The organism is Staphylococcus sp. Y174-1 (genome assembly GCF_049897865.1).
Lineage (GTDB): Bacteria > Bacillota > Bacilli > Staphylococcales > Staphylococcaceae > Staphylococcus > Staphylococcus saprophyticus.
The window spans coordinates 405,714-425,191 of sequence record NZ_JAFCXB010000001.1; the positions used below are offsets into that span (position 1 = coordinate 405,714).

Annotated in this window: 19 protein-coding genes and 1 pseudogene; 12 read left to right on the top strand and 8 right to left on the bottom strand. The window is 31.4% G+C overall.

The window, feature by feature from the left end:
• Positions 1-307: 307 nt before the first annotated feature.
• Positions 308-856 carry a helix-turn-helix domain-containing protein gene (locus tag ACP7BT_RS02130; protein WP_002483302.1) on the bottom strand — a complete coding sequence of 183 codons (549 nt, stop codon included), beginning with the start codon at positions 854-856 and terminating at the stop codon, positions 308-310.
• Positions 857-967: 111 nt separating this feature from the next.
• Here ACP7BT_RS02130 and ACP7BT_RS02135 point away from each other — a divergent pair, with 111 nt between their 5' ends.
• The 4 genes and pseudogenes from ACP7BT_RS02135 to ACP7BT_RS02150 all read left to right on the top strand — a co-directional run bounded on the left by ACP7BT_RS02135 (position 968) and on the right by ACP7BT_RS02150 (position 3,486).
• Positions 968-1,555 carry a LysE family translocator gene (locus ACP7BT_RS02135; protein ID WP_228160924.1) on the top strand — a complete coding sequence of 196 codons (588 nt, stop codon included), beginning with the start codon at positions 968-970 and terminating at the stop codon, positions 1,553-1,555.
• Between the two features lie 238 nt (positions 1,556-1,793).
• A complete protein-coding gene (locus ACP7BT_RS02140; RefSeq protein ID WP_232010341.1) occupies positions 1,794-2,249 on the top strand; it encodes a Gfo/Idh/MocA family oxidoreductase in 456 nt (151 codons plus the stop codon).
• Between the two features lie 176 nt (positions 2,250-2,425).
• Positions 2,426-2,983: pseudogene (locus ACP7BT_RS02145) on the top strand (dihydrofolate reductase family protein).
• A 20-nt stretch (positions 2,984-3,003) separates the two neighbouring features.
• Positions 3,004-3,486, top strand: a complete 483-nt coding sequence (locus tag ACP7BT_RS02150) for an ATP-binding cassette domain-containing protein (RefSeq protein WP_228482877.1) — start codon at positions 3,004-3,006, stop codon at positions 3,484-3,486.
• A 1,138-nt stretch (positions 3,487-4,624) separates the two neighbouring features.
• Here the strand turns inward: ACP7BT_RS02150 and ACP7BT_RS02155 are convergent.
• Positions 4,625-4,825 carry a hypothetical protein gene (locus ACP7BT_RS02155; protein WP_041080683.1) on the bottom strand — a complete coding sequence of 67 codons (201 nt, stop codon included), beginning with the start codon at positions 4,823-4,825 and terminating at the stop codon, positions 4,625-4,627.
• Between the two features lie 217 nt (positions 4,826-5,042).
• Here ACP7BT_RS02155 and ACP7BT_RS02160 point away from each other — a divergent pair, with 217 nt between their 5' ends.
• From ACP7BT_RS02160 to ACP7BT_RS02185, 6 genes are all read left to right on the top strand, one after another.
• Positions 5,043-5,855 (top strand): lactoylglutathione lyase, encoded by an 813-nt coding sequence (locus ACP7BT_RS02160; protein ID WP_041080684.1) that lies wholly within the window; start codon positions 5,043-5,045, stop codon positions 5,853-5,855.
• Between the two features lie 14 nt (positions 5,856-5,869).
• Positions 5,870-6,073: a DUF6501 family protein gene (locus ACP7BT_RS02165; protein WP_002483310.1), complete on the top strand. Its 204-nt coding sequence runs from the start codon at positions 5,870-5,872 to the stop codon at positions 6,071-6,073.
• A 154-nt stretch (positions 6,074-6,227) separates the two neighbouring features.
• A complete protein-coding gene (locus tag ACP7BT_RS02170; protein ID WP_041080685.1) occupies positions 6,228-7,019 on the top strand; it encodes an ATP-binding protein in 792 nt (263 codons plus the stop codon).
• Positions 7,020-7,031: 12 nt separating this feature from the next.
• Positions 7,032-8,924 (top strand): vWA domain-containing protein, encoded by a 1,893-nt coding sequence (locus ACP7BT_RS02175; protein WP_041080686.1) that lies wholly within the window; start codon positions 7,032-7,034, stop codon positions 8,922-8,924.
• A 122-nt stretch (positions 8,925-9,046) separates the two neighbouring features.
• On the top strand, positions 9,047-10,390 hold the full coding sequence (gene brnQ3, locus ACP7BT_RS02180) for a branched-chain amino acid-like transporter carrier protein BrnQ3 (protein ID WP_041080688.1): 1,344 nt from the start codon (positions 9,047-9,049) through the stop codon (positions 10,388-10,390).
• A gap of 228 nt (positions 10,391-10,618) precedes the next feature.
• On the top strand, positions 10,619-12,250 hold the full coding sequence (locus ACP7BT_RS02185; protein ID WP_426303717.1) for a BCCT family transporter: 1,632 nt from the start codon (positions 10,619-10,621) through the stop codon (positions 12,248-12,250).
• Positions 12,251-12,299: 49 nt separating this feature from the next.
• Here the strand turns inward: ACP7BT_RS02185 and ACP7BT_RS02190 are convergent, their stop codons facing one another.
• From ACP7BT_RS02190 to ACP7BT_RS02200, 3 genes are read right to left on the bottom strand one after another with little or no spacing between them, the layout of a single operon-like run.
• Entirely contained in the window at positions 12,300-13,433 is a 1,134-nt protein-coding gene (locus ACP7BT_RS02190; protein WP_002483315.1) for a toxic anion resistance protein, read from the bottom strand.
• 34 nt (positions 13,434-13,467) lie between these two features.
• Positions 13,468-14,088: a 5-bromo-4-chloroindolyl phosphate hydrolysis family protein gene (locus ACP7BT_RS02195; protein WP_426303718.1), complete on the bottom strand. Its 621-nt coding sequence runs from the start codon at positions 14,086-14,088 to the stop codon at positions 13,468-13,470.
• 13 nt (positions 14,089-14,101) lie between these two features.
• On the bottom strand, positions 14,102-14,371 hold the full coding sequence (locus ACP7BT_RS02200) for an acylphosphatase (protein WP_037538434.1): 270 nt from the start codon (positions 14,369-14,371) through the stop codon (positions 14,102-14,104).
• A gap of 347 nt (positions 14,372-14,718) precedes the next feature.
• Between ACP7BT_RS02200 and msaA the strand changes: the two genes are divergently transcribed.
• Both msaA and cspA read left to right on the top strand, forming a co-directional pair.
• Entirely contained in the window at positions 14,719-15,027 is a 309-nt protein-coding gene (msaA, locus tag ACP7BT_RS02205; RefSeq protein ID WP_002483318.1) for a regulatory protein MsaA, read from the top strand.
• A gap of 187 nt (positions 15,028-15,214) precedes the next feature.
• Positions 15,215-15,415 (top strand): cold shock protein CspA, encoded by a 201-nt coding sequence (gene cspA, locus ACP7BT_RS02210; RefSeq protein WP_001831260.1) that lies wholly within the window; start codon positions 15,215-15,217, stop codon positions 15,413-15,415.
• A gap of 405 nt (positions 15,416-15,820) precedes the next feature.
• On the opposite strand, the gene lysA is transcribed toward cspA, so the two are convergent.
• The 3 genes from lysA to ACP7BT_RS02225 are packed head-to-tail and all read right to left on the bottom strand — an operon-like array spanning position 15,821 to position 19,317.
• Positions 15,821-17,086 carry a diaminopimelate decarboxylase gene (gene lysA, locus ACP7BT_RS02215; RefSeq protein WP_037538439.1) on the bottom strand — a complete coding sequence of 422 codons (1,266 nt, stop codon included), beginning with the start codon at positions 17,084-17,086 and terminating at the stop codon, positions 15,821-15,823.
• A 3-nt stretch (positions 17,087-17,089) separates the two neighbouring features.
• Positions 17,090-18,163: an alanine racemase gene (locus ACP7BT_RS02220; protein ID WP_041080546.1), complete on the bottom strand. Its 1,074-nt coding sequence runs from the start codon at positions 18,161-18,163 to the stop codon at positions 17,090-17,092.
• Complete coding sequence (locus tag ACP7BT_RS02225) at positions 18,160-19,317, bottom strand: M20 metallopeptidase family protein (protein ID WP_041080545.1); 1,158 nt, start codon at positions 19,315-19,317, stop codon at positions 18,160-18,162. Before ACP7BT_RS02225 ends, ACP7BT_RS02220 begins: the two co-directional genes overlap by 4 nt.
• Between the last annotated feature and the right edge of the window lie 161 nt (positions 19,318-19,478).

Below are 19,478 nucleotides of genomic sequence, written 5' to 3' on the forward strand. Positions count from 1 at the left end.
TTCATTGAGGTTCGGTATAATTATGGCATTAGTTATGTGTACAATGTTTTATATTTTCCCGATGCCTGAAACATTAGTAGGGAGAATAGTACTTTGTCTGATAATAGTTGGTGTTGGTTTATTACTATCGTATTTTATATTAGGAAAAGAGAATATGAAAAAGAAATGATTTTTAATCGTTTAATAAATTAAATATCAGCATTATAAACACGTCGATATGAGAATCATTAATCTTAAGAGTACATTTTTATATTCTATAAAACAAAGGCCTCGATTCCACATTTTAGTGGTGTCGATGCCTTTATTATTAATAATGTATAACCATATTTATACGAATCGTTGCATCATGGTTATTAGCATAATTGTGAAACATATTCGCATTAAACTTTATTGATTCATTTTCTTTAATGATAAATTGCTCATCTGCTAATGTTAGCGTCAATGTGCCATCAAATACGGTTATGTATTCCATAGTGCCAGATCCATGTGGTTCGCCGCTCATAGTCCCTCCAGGCTCAATAAGCACCATATAGCTTTCGAATTTTTTCTCAATATCAAATTTAAAATACGGATAAATTTGATATTTATTATCTTCTGATGCTAAAGGTTGAATATCATTCAAAGTGATCTTTCTAATGATTTCATCATTTTCTTGAGTAAGCTCAGTAAATGACACTTTTAGACCATTAGCTATTTTCCAAAGTGTCGTAATGGATGGTATAGATTCTTTACGTTCAATTTGTCCTAGCATCGTTTTACTTACTTCAGTAAGATACGATAAATGTTCCAGTGAATATCCATTTTGTTTTCTATAGAGTTTTAAATTTTCAGCAATAATATCATTGATTTCTTTCATTCTTTAAACACCTCTATTTACAATATAACGTACATAAAGTATACTTTAAAGTAAAAACGCTATAACGCATTTAAAAACTTTATAACGTTTTTCACGATAGGGGGGAGTGCGTTGTTACTACTCAACATGCTGATTTATGCTGTTGTAGCAAGCTTTACACCAGGTCCAAACAATATTATGGCCTTGTTTTTCTCGCAAAATTTAACCTTTAAAAAAGCATTTCGTTTTTCATTAGGTGTTGGATTTGGTTTTTTAGCTTTACTGTGTTTATCCAACATTTTTAATGAATCACTCAATACAGTTTTTCCTAAAATTGAAATATACATGAAAATTTTTGCTTTTATTTATCTTTTATATTTAGCTTATAAAGTATTAATAAGTTCAATCGGTGGGCCAAAAAAATCCTTTGATGAAAAATATAGTAATATAAAATATGCAATGATACTTCAATTTATTAATCCAAAAGGTGTAATTTATGCATTAACAGTTATCTCAACTTTTGTGACACCTAATTATTCCACTTGGATAGTGCAATTGAATTTAGTAATTTTATTGGCTTTTATTGGCTTTCTAGGTACTTTAAGTTGGGCTGCAATAGGTACGCTCTTAAAAGAATGGATTACCAAACATGAATTACTATTTAATATTATTATGTCATGCCTGTTAATTTATGTAGCTTTTAGCATTGTTCTACATTAATTTACGGAAACTGAGATGTGTAATGCATTTGCTTTCATCACATCTCCTTAAATTGTTAGTCTTTTATCACCACAATAAATACCATTCTAATTACAGGTGACAGATATCGTCATAATGCTTTTAAGCATCATGACGTTAAATGTCGCTGATAATATTTTCTTGAACTACAACCATAAGATGTTTTAAATCTTCTGTAGAAATTAGAATAATCACTAAAACCACTCATGCATTAGATTTAATGCAACTTTTATGTGGAAAAATTGCATCAATCAAAGGCACTGTTTCTCAGTTACTGGACTACGATATTGAAGTAGAAGATACTGCCTCTGCACATATCAAGTTTGAAAACAAAGCAAATGGTATGTTCTTTGCTACAAATGCGAATTTCGGAAATTCAAGTGTTGAATTACAGATTATCTTTGAAAATGAAAAATTTACAATCAAAGATAATATACTTACTCGTGTTAATGAAGCGGGCGAAAAGATAAAAATTGCTGAAGATGAAAAAATGACCGGTAACAAAACGTATTACGGGCCAAGTCACGGAAAATTAATTAATGCCTTTTATGACTGCATCAATAATGATAGTAATAACTACGTTCATCCAAAGGATGCATTAACTTCTATCGCTATGATTGATGCCATACAGAAATCATCAGAATCACTTAAAACAGTACAATTCGACAGTATTTAATACCTCAAAATTTTCTATGGTAGTATCGTCCTTAAGTGACGATGCTACCATTTTTTATTCATCGATGTTGGTTTAATATATTTAAAACGTTGCAATTAAATGTACACACTTTAATTGATATTTGAAAAGCACTTCCATTACACTTGATATAATCTTATCGAAATGAGGGTGTTTACATGAATAACAACTCCAAAATCATATTAGATTTAGCTGTTACTTTAGATGGTTTAATTGAAGGACCAAATGGAGAAATTGATTGGTGTATCATGGAGCCTGAGATGAATTTCACTGCATTTTTAAACTAAATTGACGCTATCATTTATGGTCGTAAAAGCTATGACTTATGGGGATCGTATACGCCTGATGATGAACAAGAAAACGATGATCAATTGATGTGGCAATTAATTCATAGCAAAAATAAATATGTATTTACCAACCAAACACGTTTCAACCATGACCAAACACAATTTATTAAACCTAAGGACATGTATACAACAGTGAATGACATCAAATCACAACAACAAAAAGATATATGGTTGTATGGTGGTTCGGAGCTCATTACGTCATTTATTAAACACGACCTCATAGATGAATATCGGCTATCCATCCATCCCGTTGTACTAGGGACAGGTAAACCACTCTTTGAAAATATCCATAAACAACTTAATCTATCACACATACAAACAAACACATTTAAAAGTGGTGTTGTTCAATTGATATATAGTAAAGATTAATATAAAAAGGAATGATAAGTTTGAATGTAGCAGTCAATGCGAAAAATGTTTCCTTAAAGCTTAATAATAAATATATTGTTTCTAATCTTTCTTTTGAAATACCAAAAGGTTCCATTACGTTAATCAAGGGCGACAATGGTATAGGAAAAAGTGTTACATTAAAATTAATAGCACAATTAATACGACCAACAAAAGGTAAGATTCAGACTAACGGTCGTATTGCCTATGCGCCTGATAAATTTCCAAATAATTTAAAAATAAAAGTCCATACATTTTTAGAAACGATACAAAACTTAAATAATAACTATGACCATAATTGGAAATATTATAGTAAATCATTTAATTTATCTTCATTTGAAAAAGATAAATTAAACCAAATTTCAAAAGGGACATTGCAAAAAATAAATATCATACAAGCATTGTTATCAAATGGAGAAATACTTATTTTTGATGAACCATTTAATGGCTTGGATAAAAAAACAGAGAGTAACTTTATTTCTTAATTAAAAAAACTGTCAAAAACAAAAACAATTATTTTGACTTCTCATGAAAGCAATATCGTTCAATCATTTGCAACACATGAATTAAATTTGCATAACGGCAAATTTAAGACAATAAATACAAACCCTAAATTTAAAGCTATTACATTTTTGACTTCTAAAAATGCATCTATCAATTTTCCTCAAGTATTAGTTCAGAAAATACATAATCAAATTAATATTAATAATAATTCAATAAAAATATACATAGATAGAAATGATACAAATATTATTTTGAATAACTTAATCAAGCATAATTATAAAATACTAGAAGTGAAGGACGAGTAGTATATTACTAACATTTTTAAAATATGAAAATATTAAATTTATTAAATCATTTCAATTCATTGCACCTATATTTTTATATTTAATCTGGGTCGTTGGTATTTATATATACACAGACATTCCTATTTTATCTAGTTATGGATCGACTTCAGTAGGCCTATATATCATTTCAACTTGGCTGACTATAACTAATTTCAAAACTGATTCTATTAATGAACGGTATGTATTTTATATTCAATTATCTTCAAAACTCAAGTATTTAATTTTTAAAATGACTTACATATTTCTTATAGTATTTACGCTAAACATCATATCTCTATTTTATCCAATATTACTTGGTAATTTTGATAAATCAATGACACTCAATTTATTTTTCATAGGATTAATCATCCACATACTTATGGGGGGATTTGGTATTTTGTTAGGTACTTACATAACAAATACAAATATTATTTTTAAACCTTACTGGTGGCTGATTACTGTATTTTTCATTATTGTGTCATTAATCAAAATAATAATTGTTAATAACCTTCCTTTTACAAAATGGATATTATGGATACTACCACCGATCAATAATTTATTATCTTATTTAACAGAGGATTCAATACAAATATATGACCTTAACTTTCTTGTACTAGTGTTAATTTCATTTGCTTACCAATTTATTGCTTTTTGCCCCTTAATATATTTATATAAAAAAAAATACTAGAATGAAAATAGCCCATCGCTCACTTAAACAAGTAATCGATGGGCTATTTTCATGCTTAATCAATTTCATAAAGCTAAGCCTTAATTTAACAATATGAAATTTAAGTATTTACGCTATATATACAAATAATTCTATAATGGCAATAATTAAAAAGACCAAGAATACTATGCCATATATATTATTCTTCTTAACACTTTTAGCGTTGGCATTTTTTTCTTTCGCTTTACTATTTAAATTAGAAAAGAAAGTGATGCCAGAATAAACAGCAATAAGTACCGTTATTGCAAAAACAATCCATACACCAGTCATATTTCTACCTCCTATATATCATATTCCATCTATTTTTTAATCTTTCATTAAAAATTTTAAATACGTTATATATCTATATTAATACATATTTTAAAAACGTCCAATGTATAATCTTAAAAATTCATAAAACGTTCTTTACTAACAAACATCATCATATTAATCACATTAAAAATACGTTATAATAAATTGAAAAGTGATAAATAAAGGGGTTAATATAATGAATGGTCTAAGAAGTGTAACAACCGGGACAGATAATTTAGAAAAAACTAAGACTTTATTTAAAGACATACTTGGATTAAATGTTGCTGATAAAGGCAATGCTTTACGTTTTGGAGACGCTGAACTCACTTCTGGGACACGTATTCATTTTGTAGAAATTCCAAAATATCAAAATGATTATAATCATATTGAAAATATTGGTTTGAGAATTCCAAGTGATGAAGGTCTAGATGAGTATAAAACCATATTAGATCAGCATCATATTGAGCATAGTGAAGTAACAGATTTGAATGGACATAACTATTTTGAATTTCAAGATCAAAATAAACAGTCTTTTAATATTTATTCAAATGAACATAATATAGGTGCACCTTTAGGTATGCCTACATTTGATAGCACTGTTAACCCACTACATCAAATTCAAGGGTTAGGTCCTGTTTTACTTAAGGTCAATGAATTATTATTAACTCAATCTATTTTAGATAAAGTATTCGGTTTAACACACTTTGCTGAATATGCACCACATCCAGATGCGGATTATAAAGTACAAGTATTTCGTATAGGAGAAGGTGGTTTAGGTGGAGAATTGCATTTATATGCTTCCTCCGAAGAGATTAAAATGCCTGAACATGGTATCGTTGAACAAATTGAATTCGCTACAGAGTCTAAGGCACAGTTCCAGAATGCATTACAACAACTAGAATCTATAGGCATTCCTTATCAATCATTAGATCAAGATGGCGAAAAATCTCTTAGAATTAGTGAAAAAAGTGGTATCACTTTCATATTAACATTAGAAATCAAAGAATAAGCGAGGTATATATTATGTTACATGAAACTTGGAAAAATAATACACCTATAAAGAAAGTAGAAGTCGTACATACAGATGCACAAAAATTTACTGTTTCTGATATGTTAACAATTGGTAAGCAGTATGATGTTATCAATGAAACTGAAGAATATTATCAAATTATAGATAACTCTGGACTTGTCGGTGGTTATTATAAAGATTATTTTAAAGAAGTTTAAACTGAATACTGTACGCAGAACACTGTTTGCGTATTTATAATACTTTTCTAATAAGACTAGGGCAAACGAACGATTAACGATTCATGCCCCAGTCTATTTTTATTGATTGAAAAACTAACTATTTTATCCATTTTAAAAAGGAGATTATAAAGTGATGGCAAATACCAATTATATTAATAGAGATGAAACTGTATTCAATGATGCGCAATCATTAATGCAACTTAATAAAAATATATTACTAAAAGGACCGACTGGATCAGGAAAAACAAAATTAGCTGAAACATTAAGTGAGACAATGAATAGACCTATGCACCAAATTAATTGTTCCGTTGATTTAGATGCAGAAAGTCTTCTCGGGTTTAAAACAATACAAACAAACGAAAATGGGTCACAAGAAATAGTATTTATTGATGGGCCCGTCATAAAAGCTATGAAGGAAGGTCATATTCTTTATATAGATGAAATTAATATGGCCAAACCCGAAACGTTACCTATATTAAATGGTGTATTAGATTATCGTAGAAAATTAACTAATCCATTTACAGGTGAAATCGTTAATGCAGCACCTGGATTTAATGTGATCGCAGCTATCAACGTAGGTTATATTGGTACATTACCAATGAATGAAGCATTAAAAAACCGTTTCGTTGTTATTCAAGTAGATTATATTGATGGAGATATTTTGAGTGATGTAATCAAACAACAAAGCCAACTCAGTGATGACATAATGATTCAAAAAATCATTAAATTCAATGAAGATTTGCGTACAATGACAAAACAAGGTCAAATTTCTGAAGAAGCGGCAAGTATAAGAGCATTAATAGATCTAAGTGATTTAGCTACGATTATGCCTATCGAACGTGCAATACAACGTACAATTATAGACAAACTAGAAGATGAACGTGAGCAACAAGCTATTTTAAATGCAGTAGAATTAAATTTTTAGTGAGGGATAATCATGAGTGATCGTTTTATAAAATTTAATGATGAACAATTAGACGCTAAGCAAGTCATGATGCTTCAAGATTTAGCCCGACTTTTATTAAAAAATGATCAAACACAAGTAAAAATACAAAAATTTCCATATTATGATCCAATAAACAATACCCTAATTACAAGTTCATTTTGGTCACATAGAGATATAGCAATAGAAACTACAGGATTGAAGACCGATGTCATGCTTGCTGCTTATGGTTATCAAATGATGGATGAACAAATCGTTAATGAAGTGATTCATAATACAACATTTCAACATCCAAAATTTTTCCAACAACTATTCAAATTACTTGAAGATCAACGTATTTTAAATGCCATTGCAAGACAACGTCCATCGATTCAACCCGCTATTCAAATGCGTAAAGAGGTACGGTTAAATTATACGAAAACACAAATTAAAGTATATAAAACTAAAACCACTTTCACTGACTTACTATTTTTACATTTAGAAGCATCTTTTATAACTGAAAATTTTTATGATATTCCTCAAATCCATCCACATATTGACGATATTTTAAACAATATGTATATGTATTTGCATAATTTTTTCTATAATCAATCGTCTGAAGACAATATGTATTTAGCAGAAAGAATCATGTATCAAATTGATGACATATTAAAAGAAGATATGTTAAATGAGTATTATCACTTACCTAAAAAAGTATACGAAGCGATTGAGGCACTCAAATTCGAAGACTTAACAAGAACTGATGCCAGTAATTCAGATGGCAAATCAGAAGAGCAAAGTGATGACAATACAGTTAGTGAAGACATGGAATCTAACCATCAAGATAGTGCTTCTCAAGGTGGTGCCTATTTAGAAATGGAATTACATGAAGGTGAAAATAGTGAAGTCATGGGGGACAATGATAACGCACGCGAAGGTGATGCAAGCGATGATATGACTGACATGCAAACCAAAAAAGGGAAAGGCCTAACCAATAATCAAATCGATGACGATGAGGGCGGTTCAGTCGGACAAAATCAAGCTTTTGCATTAAAAGGCATCAATGAGCGAGTTGAAATTAAATGGAATATACCAGATATTGAACCACAATATGTACAAGCATACAAAAACGTTGAATCAGATGTTCAATTTGAAATAAAAGATTTAATACAAATCATCCAGAAGACCATAGACAGAGAACATGTTGATGAGCGACATAATTTAACTAAAGGCAGACTGCAAAAGAATTTATTAAATTGGTTCATTGATGACCAATACAAATTATTCTATAAAAAACAAGACTTAAGTCAATCTTTCGATGCTACTTTCACGCTACTTATTGATGCTTCAGCAAGTATGCAAGATAAAATGGAAGAAACAATCAAAGGGGTTGTCCTTTTTCATGAAACCTTAAAATCTTTAAATGTCAAACACGAGATTCTAGCCTTTAATGAAGATGCCTTTGATGCTGACGATGCTAACCAACCAAATATTATTGATGAAATCATTTCTTATGATCATTCAACATTAGAAAAAGATGGGCCAAGAATTATGGCGCTTGAACCGCAAGATGATAATAGGGACGGTGTCGCTATTAGAGTTGGAAGTGAGCGTCTAATGCGTCGCTCACATAATCAAAGATTTTTAATTGTATTTTCAGATGGTGAACCGTCTGCCTATAATTATAGTCAAGATGGTATCTTAGATACTTATGAAGCTGTTGAGATGTCTCGTAAAATGGGTATCGAAGTGTTTAATGTTTTCCTTAGTCAAGAACCTATTACAGAAGACATTGAACAAACAATCCATAATATCTATGGTCAATATGCTTTATTTGTTGAAGGTGTTGAAAATTTACCTGCACAATTGTCACCATTATTAAAAAAACTGTTGTTAAAGTCTTTTTAATAAAACAAATAGTTATAAATGGCTTTTATATTTTTAAATATTCTGAAATTTATATAGACGTTATCTAATCAAACATGATAGAATAGATAATATTATTTTATTGGTTAGAAGGAGAACGACATATGAATAAAAATACATGGATTATAGGTTTCACACTATTTGCAATGTTTTTTGGTGCAGGGAACCTCATTTTTCCACCAAACTTAGGCTTAGACAGTGGGCAATATTTCTGGCCATCCATACTCGCATTTGCATTAACAGGTATTGGATTACCTCTGTTAGGTGTTATTGTAGGTGCATTGGATAAACAAGGTTACATTGGTTCATTAAATAAAATTTCACCTAAATTTTCAATCATATTTTTAATTATTATATATCTTACAATCGGACCACTATTTGCAATTCCACGTACTGCATCTACTTCATTCGAAATGACAGTTACGCCAATAGCAAATACGAATAGTAATTTAGCACTATTTATTTTCACAGTTATTTATTTCTTAATTGTTTTATATTTATGTATTAATCCTAGCAGAATGGTTGATCGAATTGGATCATTATTAACACCGTTACTATTGATCACTATCTTAGCAATGATTGTTAAAGGATTCGTTGATTACGGTAGTAATTCACATAGCCAAGCAACTGATGCTTTCACATCAAACTTCAGTGGTTTTTCACAAGGATTTACGAACGGATATTTAACAATGGATGCGATTGCTGCGATTGCTTTTTCAATGATTGTTGTAAATGCAGTAAAAGCAACGGGTGTCACACATGCAAATAAAATATTCAAACAAACATTGATGGCTGGTATTATTGCTGCCGTAGCACTTATGTTTATTTACATATCATTAGGCTACATCGGCAATCATATGGCAGTTTCTCAAGAAAAAATCGCGAGTTTGACTGCAAATGATCAAAATATCGGTACCTATTTATTAACTACAATGGCAAGTGTTGGATTTGGAACTTTTGGTAAATATTTATTAGGCATTATTGTTGCTCTTGCTTGTTTAACTACAGCTTGTGGTTTAGTCGTAGCAGTATCAGAGTATTTCCATAGAATTTTCCCAAGAATTTCATACAAAATTTACGTAATTATTTTCACATTAATTAGTTTTATCTTAGCTAATCAAGGCTTAAACTCTGTCATTACAATGTCTGTACCTGTATTGAGTATTGTTTATCCTATTGCGATTACATCCGTACTACTTATTTTATTAGCTCGTTTTGTACCAACAAAACCCATTGCACAACAAATACCAGTCGCTATCGTTTCTATTGTATCAATCCTCAGTGTAATCCATACACAAGGTTGGATAAAATTAAGCTTCATTGATAGTTTACCGTTAAAATCATATTCATTAGAATGGTTCCCAATCGCGATTGTAACTACAATTATTGGATATATTGTAGCGACAATGGTTAAAAAACAAAAACCGATTGTGTATGAAAAAGAATAACTATAATCATCTCTAAAACAAAATATAAATTTTCAAAGAAGATTCCAATTATTTTCGGAATCTTCTTTTACTATTATAAAGCTATTTTTAAATATTTTTATAATTATAGAATCAAATTATTTTAAATGCCCAATTGATTACTTTTCAAAAGTAAGCTATACTCTTTACTTCAAGTGTTTCGTCATAATTAAACTTTTTAACATTTTGGTCTAAAGCAATGTAAATCGTTTGAAAAAGAAAACACGTAACATAGAGGAGTCGAATAATATTAAATATTCTCAATGGAAAGAAAAACTAGATTGGCCAGTATTTTTAATAAGCGGGGGCATACTTGTCTTATTTGTACTGATGTCATCAATATTCACTAAGACAACATCAACATTAGTTCAAAAAGGATTTCAGCTTTCAATTACATATTTTGGTGCTTTTTGGCAAGTTTTACTGCTAGCTACTTTTGCTGTTGGAGCATTTTTAGCTTTTTCCAAATACGGACGCGTAAGATTAGGTAATGCCTCTAAACCTGAAATGGGTTATTTCAGATGGGCTGCTATTGTAATAACATCTGGTTTAGGAGCTGGTGCGATTTTTTGGGCAGCAGCGGAACCAATGTATTATTTTATAGATGTACCGCCAACAATGGATCCAAATATTAAAAATAGCAGTACTCAAGCCATTCCGGCTGCCATGGCACAAAGCTTTACATCCTGGGGATTCACAGCATGGGCAGTTTATGGTGCAGTCAGTGGCATTATTATTATGTATGCACACTACAATAAAAACATGAAAATGCGTCCACGTACGCTGTTGTATCCAATCTTTGGAAGTAAAATTGAAAAGAATAAAATTGGATGGATGATCGATGTATTTTGTATTTTAGGTGCAGTTGCAGGTACAATTGGCACAATCGGCTTCTTTGGTTTCCAATTTAGTTATTGGTTACATAGTATATTTGGTATCCCAGATAATATTATCACCCAAATTTTATCTGTAGCTGGTTTAATGGTCGTTGTTACAATTTCTGCCACGACAGGTATTGATAAAGGGATACAGTTTTTAAGTAAACTTAATGTATGGCTTGCTTTAGCACTTGCCGTATTTATTTTATTAATAGGGCCTGGCCGTTTTATTATTGATACATTCATTTCTTCTTACGGCGTATATCTTACTCACTTTTTAGAAATTAGTACATTCAGAGGAGATGACAAATGGGCTGGAGCATGGATGTTATTCTTTTTCGGCTGGTTTATTGGTTACGGGCCATTAATGGGCATGTTAGTTGCACGTGTTTCAAAAGGGCGTACAATCAGAGAGATATTCTTACTCGTTTCTATAGTAGCTGCTGTTGTGTCGCACTTATGGTTCTCCATACTTGGTGGTAGTGGCCTCTTTTACGAAACTAAAGATAGTGGGTCGATTAGTAACCCATTAGCTGATAATGGACTGCCAGCAGCAGTTATATCAATCGCATCACATCTACCATTAGGTACTGCACTGGTCATTGTATTATTATTACTAACTTTAATTTTCGTAATCACAACTGCGGATACGATGTCATTCTCAATATCTATGTCAGTAACTGGAGAGGGAGATCCACCTAAAATGATTAGGCTCTTCTGGGTAGTCATTATGGGTGTTATTTCTATTATCTTGATAAATATTGGTGAGGGTAGTATTAACGCTATTCAATCATTTATCATCATCACCGCCGTTCCCATATCAATCATTATGTTACCGGCTATATGGACAGCACCAAAAATTGCGCATAAATTAGCTGTTGAACAAAAAATCACTACTGAAAATAAACAAGATCATACTAAAGATAACATTTTAGAAGAAAGATCTTCAGATAATAAGCACTAAAAAACACGGAATTACTTATCACAGTAATTCCGTGTTTTTATATACTTAATTATTTATTTTCTTTCATATCTAACAATTGATTTTGTAATTCTGTTTCAAGTTCATTTAATTCTGATTCAGCCTGTTTACGTTTCGTACGGCCTTGTTCTTGAATTTGTAACGTTTGTTCAATCGTTTCAATGATATCTTTTTGCGTTGTTTTCAATGTTTCAATATCCACAACTCCGCGCTCATTTTCAGTAGCAGTTGCTAGAGCATTTTGTTTCAACAGCTCGGAATTTTTTAGTAATAAATCATTTGTAGTATCCGTAACTGCTTTTTGAGCAGAAACCGCATTACGTTGTCTCATTAATGTCAGTGCGATAGACATTTGATTCTTCCATAATGGAATACTCGTTAATATTGAACTTTGAATTTTTTCTGCAAGTGCTTGATTCACATTTTGTATCATTCGTATTTGTGGGGCAGTTTGTATAGCAATTTGTCTTGATAGTTGTAAATCATAAATACGCTTATCTAAACGATCAACAAATTGTTCCATATCAGAAGCAGCTTGCACATCCATTTGATTTCCCGTAGATTTCGCTTGTTCTCTCAATTTAGGGATTTCATCTTGTTGCAAAACGTATTGCTTGTGTTTAGCAGCTTCTATATATAATGATAACTCATCAAAATAGTCTTTATTCATATCATACAATTCATCCAACATATCTATATCTTTTTTTAAATTGTTTTTATGTTTATCTAGTTCAATTGAGATACGATCAATTTGTGAACCGACAGATTGCATTTTTGAAAATATCTCATTAACTGATGCCTTTGTTCGTTTAAAAATACGCTTCAGCTTGGATTGGTTTTCCGGATTTAATTCTTCTGGATTGACCGATTTTAATTTACTCATTAATCCGTTTAATGAGTCACCTACAGGTCCCACATCTGTAGTTTTGACTTCATTTAAAATTCGGTGTGAGAATTGTGACATATTCGATTGCGCTTCGGTACCATAATTTAACAAACCATCATTATCCATTGGTTTAATTTGTTTGCTCAATTTATCAATTTTTTGTTGATCTTCATGAGAAAACTGACTTGAACTTTTTATAATTTCAGACCCATTTGCTGAGTTTTCATCAATATACTTATCCAATGGATGCGAATTAATTGAGTCTTGCTCTCTAGCCATAAAATTCCACTCCATTCTGCCTTTAATTATCTATTTATTTGTTGCGTTTCTGCTCAATTTTATTCAATTCCATTTCAATATCTAGCTGGCTATAATCTTCGTCATTAATCCTTCTTAAATCAGCAACCAAAGTTCGTTTCACTTCATCTAATGTGATGCGCGTTTGTTCTAATTTTTGTTTTTCTTCTTTAGATTTTTTAGGTGATTTAGATAATCTCGTATAAGCTTCAATTAAATTTAAAGCATTATCTATATGAGAGTAAAAGAAACTCTCCACCTTGAAAAATGACCCTGGTCGCTGTTTAACAGCAAAATATATTGCACGGGATAAACGATATATCTCGTTGACTTGTTTAAAATCTTTAATCGATCTAACATTCACAAATGTTTTAAATATTCTTCTAATTTTATCCTGAGCATTATTTAATTGACCATTTACAAAATGATAATCTCGACGAGACAAACCAATTTCTTTTAGATACTTTCTAGAAGTTAAACGTTGGGTAGGAAAGTAAAATACAATAAATGTTGCAGCAGCTACTAACACATCGAAAATAAAATATATATCTAATGCAAAGATACTAGCAAACCAAGCAATAACTGCTGCTGGTAAAGCAATAATTGTCCCAAAAATACGAGAAATATTATATCTCAAAATTCATCTTCCTTTATATCGTTCTAAATTTTTTCAATGATTGATCATAATCTAATGCTTCTATTGTGTAATCTTCAACATGTGATGCTGGAGAGGCACCTTCTGTAACAGCGTTAATAAATTCAGTTAAGGATGGCTCATTACCTTGAGCATAAATATCAACATAATTATCAATATTTTCAACAGTACCAACTATATTGTGTTTTTGTGCTATTTTTTCTGTATAATAACGAAAACCTACGCCTTGTACCATTCCAAATACTTTAATATGTTTACGTTGCATAAAATCACCTCTTAATAACATTATACGAAATTTCACTCTACAAAACTAATATTTACGTTTATAATCCAGTTGTATATAGGCCAAAAGTATGAGACAGATAACTTGATTTTGTCGCTTAACTCGTTAGAATATTACACATAGGCAAAAATTGTACGTCTCTGAATTTAAATAATGAATTCTATATTTAGTCTTATTCATATTCTATTTATAAACATGGGGGATTTTTATTTAGAGTGAATGTATCATACAACATACATATGTATATCCAATTTGCACTATAAGTCTAAAAGGTATGCATTATAATACCAAAAATTCATTTTAGACTAATTGTGAAAGGGTGAAATAAAATGTGGACAGTTGCAAAAATTCGAGCTGATTATGAAGGCTGGTGGTTATTTAGTGACTGGACTGATCAAATCGTGGAACAGCACAATTTCGAGACTTATGAAGCTATGATGGCTTTTTATAATGCTTTAATTTTAAAAAGTAAACGCCACTATGATAATTACTTAGTCGGCAAATACAATATACATGCATTTTATAATAATTGTGAATTAGGATTTTGTGAAGATTGTGATGAAGATTTACAAATATTCTATAGTTATATTGTTTTAAATAATAATGAAGTTTATTATAATTTACCTAATATTGAATAAACAGTTTATTCATATTAGTCTTGCAATTTACTAAAAAATGCTTTATAATATTAGTCAAGCAATTGTTTTATTCCATATTGCAAAGAATATTGTACGAGTAATTTTTTATAATACTGTGTCATTGTATTTTTTGTAATATGCGAATAACGCATATTGAATGAATATTAGTCTTGGAGGTTTCACATTTATGAAACAAGGTACAGTAAAATGGTTTAACGCTGAAAAAGGTTTTGGTTTTATCGAAGTTGAAGGAGAAAACGACGTATTCGTACACTTCTCAGCAATTAACCAAGAAGGTTATAAATCATTAGAAGAAGGTCAATCAGTTGAATTTGAAGTAGTTGAAGGCGACCGCGGTCCTCAAGCTGCAAACGTTGTAAAACTATAATATAGATGCAATATTGACTTATCTAAAGAACCTTGTTAAAGGTTCTTTTTTTTATAGAGCCCCTTATCTCTTTATGAGATTAGGGGCTCTTAATGCATGCGAAACTGCATGTATACCACTTTATCCCTTATCTCTTTATGAGATTAGGGGCTCTTAATGCATGCGAAACTGCATGTATACCACTTTATCCCTTATCTCTTTATGAGATTAGGGGCTCTTAATGCATGCGAAACCGCATGTATACCACTTTATCCCTTATCTCTTTATGAGATTAGGGGCTCTTAATGCATGCGAAACCGCATGTATACCACTATATACTTTATCTAATATCTTAATGCATGTATCTACACTATAGGACAATAAAAGGTGACTGAGCTCCTTTTCAGAGACACAGCCACCTTTGGATTATTTAGTATCATTGATAATTAATTGACGTAATGATTGACGTTTAATAACTTCTCTTGCTTTACCATCTTTTAAGAAAAACACAGACGGTTTCTGCATTTGATTATAATTAGATGCCATAGAATAATGGTATGCACCAGTTGAAAGTATCGCTAGGTAATCTCCACGCTTCACTGTGCTTGGTAATTGGGCATCTTTTATGATAATATCGCCAGATTCACATAACTTACCAGCGATTGTTACTGTTTCGTCTTTAGGATCATTTCTATTAACTAATAAGGCCTCGTATTTTGCATCATAAAGCGCTGTTCTAATATGGTCGCTCATACCACCATCAATGGAAACATACTTATTGACCTGAGGAATTTCCTTGATTGTTCCAACTTCATATAAAGTAATACCTGCTTCACCAACAATTGAACGACCTGGTTCGATACCAATCTCTGGTACCGGATAATCTGCATCTTCGGCAATTGATTTAATAGCAGCAGTAATCTCTGCGATGCCTTCTTCGATAGGGAAACTTACATCACCCTCAACATATTTAATGCTAAAGCCACCGCCTAAGTTAATTAAATCAACTTTGATATCATTTGCTTTCAACCAATTAATCACAATATTAGCAGTTTCAATCATAGCCTCTGTGCCTTCAATTTGAGATCCAACATGGAAATGAACACCTTTGAGGTTTAATTTTTGAGTAACTCGCACTTTTTCAATACCTTGAATAGCTAAGCCGTGCTTAATTGATAAGCCAAATTTACTATCTTCTTGGCCTGTTTGTATAAATTCATGCGTATGGGCTTCAACGCCAGGATTCAATCTTAAAACAACATCAATTTCTTCACTTGCATATCGCTCAATCAGATCGATTTCCTCTAATGAATCAATAACAATGTAACCAACTTTGCTTTCTAAAGCATATTGAATTTCATGTTTTGTTTTGTTGTTACCGTGAAAATGAATATGTTTTGGATCGAAACCAGCTTCTAATGCTGTATATAATTCTCCTTCAGACACTACATCTAATTCAAGTCCTTCTTCTTGTACTAATTTAACCATTTGTAAACATGTGAATGCTTTTGATGCATATGAAATATTGTATGCTAATCCACTTTGTTTGAACGCTTCATGATAACGTCTCATTTGGTTTCTAATTTGTACTTCATCATATACAAAAGTAGGGGTTCCAAAACTTTGCGCTATCGTTTTTAGACTTGTGCCTCCCATTGTAAGTTCGCCATTGCTATTATATTCTACTACCATAATTTATCTATACTCCTTTATTAATGAGTCATGATTCATTGCACTTAATTGTTCTGAATTAGCGCCAACGCCTTTAAAAGTAAATTCATCGACACGTATATGGTTATTATATAGTATCACTTCATCTTGTGCATTGACACTGTCATCAACTTCTACAAACATATGACTCATCATAAGCGCACGAATAGGGTAGCGTTTATGATTTATCAAAGCCTCATGTTGTGCTCTTGCTTTGAGTATACCATCACCATAACCAACATCAACGACTGCCAATTTTGTGTTATTTTCTGTCGCTTCAAAAGCAAAACTGTAACCACAAAATTCTCCCGCATTGACTTCACGAACTTGTATGACATTACCTTTAACTGTTAGCGATTGCTGTATGTCTGATTCATTGATTGTACTATAGGGTCTAGAACCATACAATGCAATACCAATACGCGCATGCGTATGGTTAGGTAATACACCTTGCTCACGATAGTAGCTTGCACTATTCTGTGCATGTATCATCTCAAATTCATATCCTTCATCAAGTAGCGTATCTACAATCTCTAACCACGCGGCACGCTCTATATTATAATCTGGAACATCAAATTCATCTGCGTATCCAAAATGCGTCCACAAACCACTAATGTGCATTTTATGTTCATTTTTATTCTGATTATGATGGTGAATGACTTCTTTAATTTCATCAAGTGTCTTTAAACCTGAACGATGCAATAAATTTTCATATTCCAAGTGAACTTGTATGTCATATAATTCGTTAATATTTTCATAATAAAAAGAAAGGGAAGGCAAAGTCATTTGAATCTGATTCTCACGTATCTTATCAAATTCATAAACTGCATTCATCAAAAATATAGTAGCATTTGGCGCTAATTTGCGAATTCGAATTGCTTCTTTAAGTGATGTGGTACTAAATGTATTTATCCCTATATCTAAAAACTGTTCTACTGCAAATTCAAGTCCATAATGGTACGCATTATTTTTTACTACTGCCATTATTTGGTTATCTTGTTTAACATTTTTAGCGTTTTCTTTAAATAATTGTCGGTTTACTGACCATGTGGCTGTCATTGCGATTGCACCTCACTATAAGATTTGAGTATTTGTTCATAGTAATCTGCAATACGTATTAATATAGATTCATTAAAGTTTAAATGAGAAGTGTGTAAACCAGTCACGTATCCTTTTGCTTCATCTCGAACTCCAACAAATACAAAATAGCTTGGTGCAATTTGACTATAGAAACTAAAGTCTTCACCAAATAAGTAAGGTGTAGGTTTATCAATCACTTCAAACTCAGCATTTACTAATCCATTTTCAACATGTTTGCGTAATTGAGGATCATTAAAAGTAGGAGGGTAACCTTCTTCAAATTTCACTTCACACTCGACATTAAATAATAATTTAACGCTTTCGCTAATTTTCGTCATTTGCTGTTTTACAATCTCTAAATCTTTCACATCATATGTTCTAATAGTACCTTCTAAATAGCCGTTACTTGGAACCGTATTTATGGCTTCACCAGCTTCAAAATGTCCCATATGGACAATGTTTCGTTTCAATCCATTTAAATGATATTGCTGTATCTGTCCTACTTGAGTCAATACATGTTGTAATGCCTCACCGCATGAATGCCCTTGCTCTTTATCAGCAACATGACTTGAAAGACCATGCAAATAGAATCTATACTCTGTAGCACTTGCTGTAATTTCTTCATCTCTAATCACAACACGGCCTTCATTTTCAAATGGCATGACATGTATACCAAAAACTGCTTCAATAGGATATTTTTCAAATGCACCAGCACGTATTAAACGATTCGCGCCACCTCCAGTTTCTTCTGCAGGTTGAAATATGAAGACGATATTTTGAGGAAGTTCGCCCTTATCAGCTAAATTTTTACATCGTTTAACAAATAGCATAAGGGCAGTTGTATGGCCATCATGTCCACAAGCATGCATAACATGATCTACTTCACTTCGGTAGGATACGTCATTTTCTTCGTAAATCGGTAATGCATCTATATCAGCACGATATGCAATCGTATGTGTACTATTTCCAGATAAATAGGCGATAACGCCTGTATCTAATGGACGCTCATATGGCACACCTAAATCATCTAAAAAATGCGCAATATACTTTGTTGTTTCATATTCATGTAAACTTAATTCTGGATGCTTATGTAAATAACGTCTATGTTCTGTTACAAATTCCAACTCAGTCATCGATATCAAATCCTTTAAATTATTATATTAATTACACTAAATAAGCATAATTGTTAGTTTGCTATGTATTATGTATTTAATTTATAAAAATAGGAGGATAGACAAACTTATCGAAACAAAGCGTAGTTTAACACTTAGCAATAGATAAGGGGAGACATCAT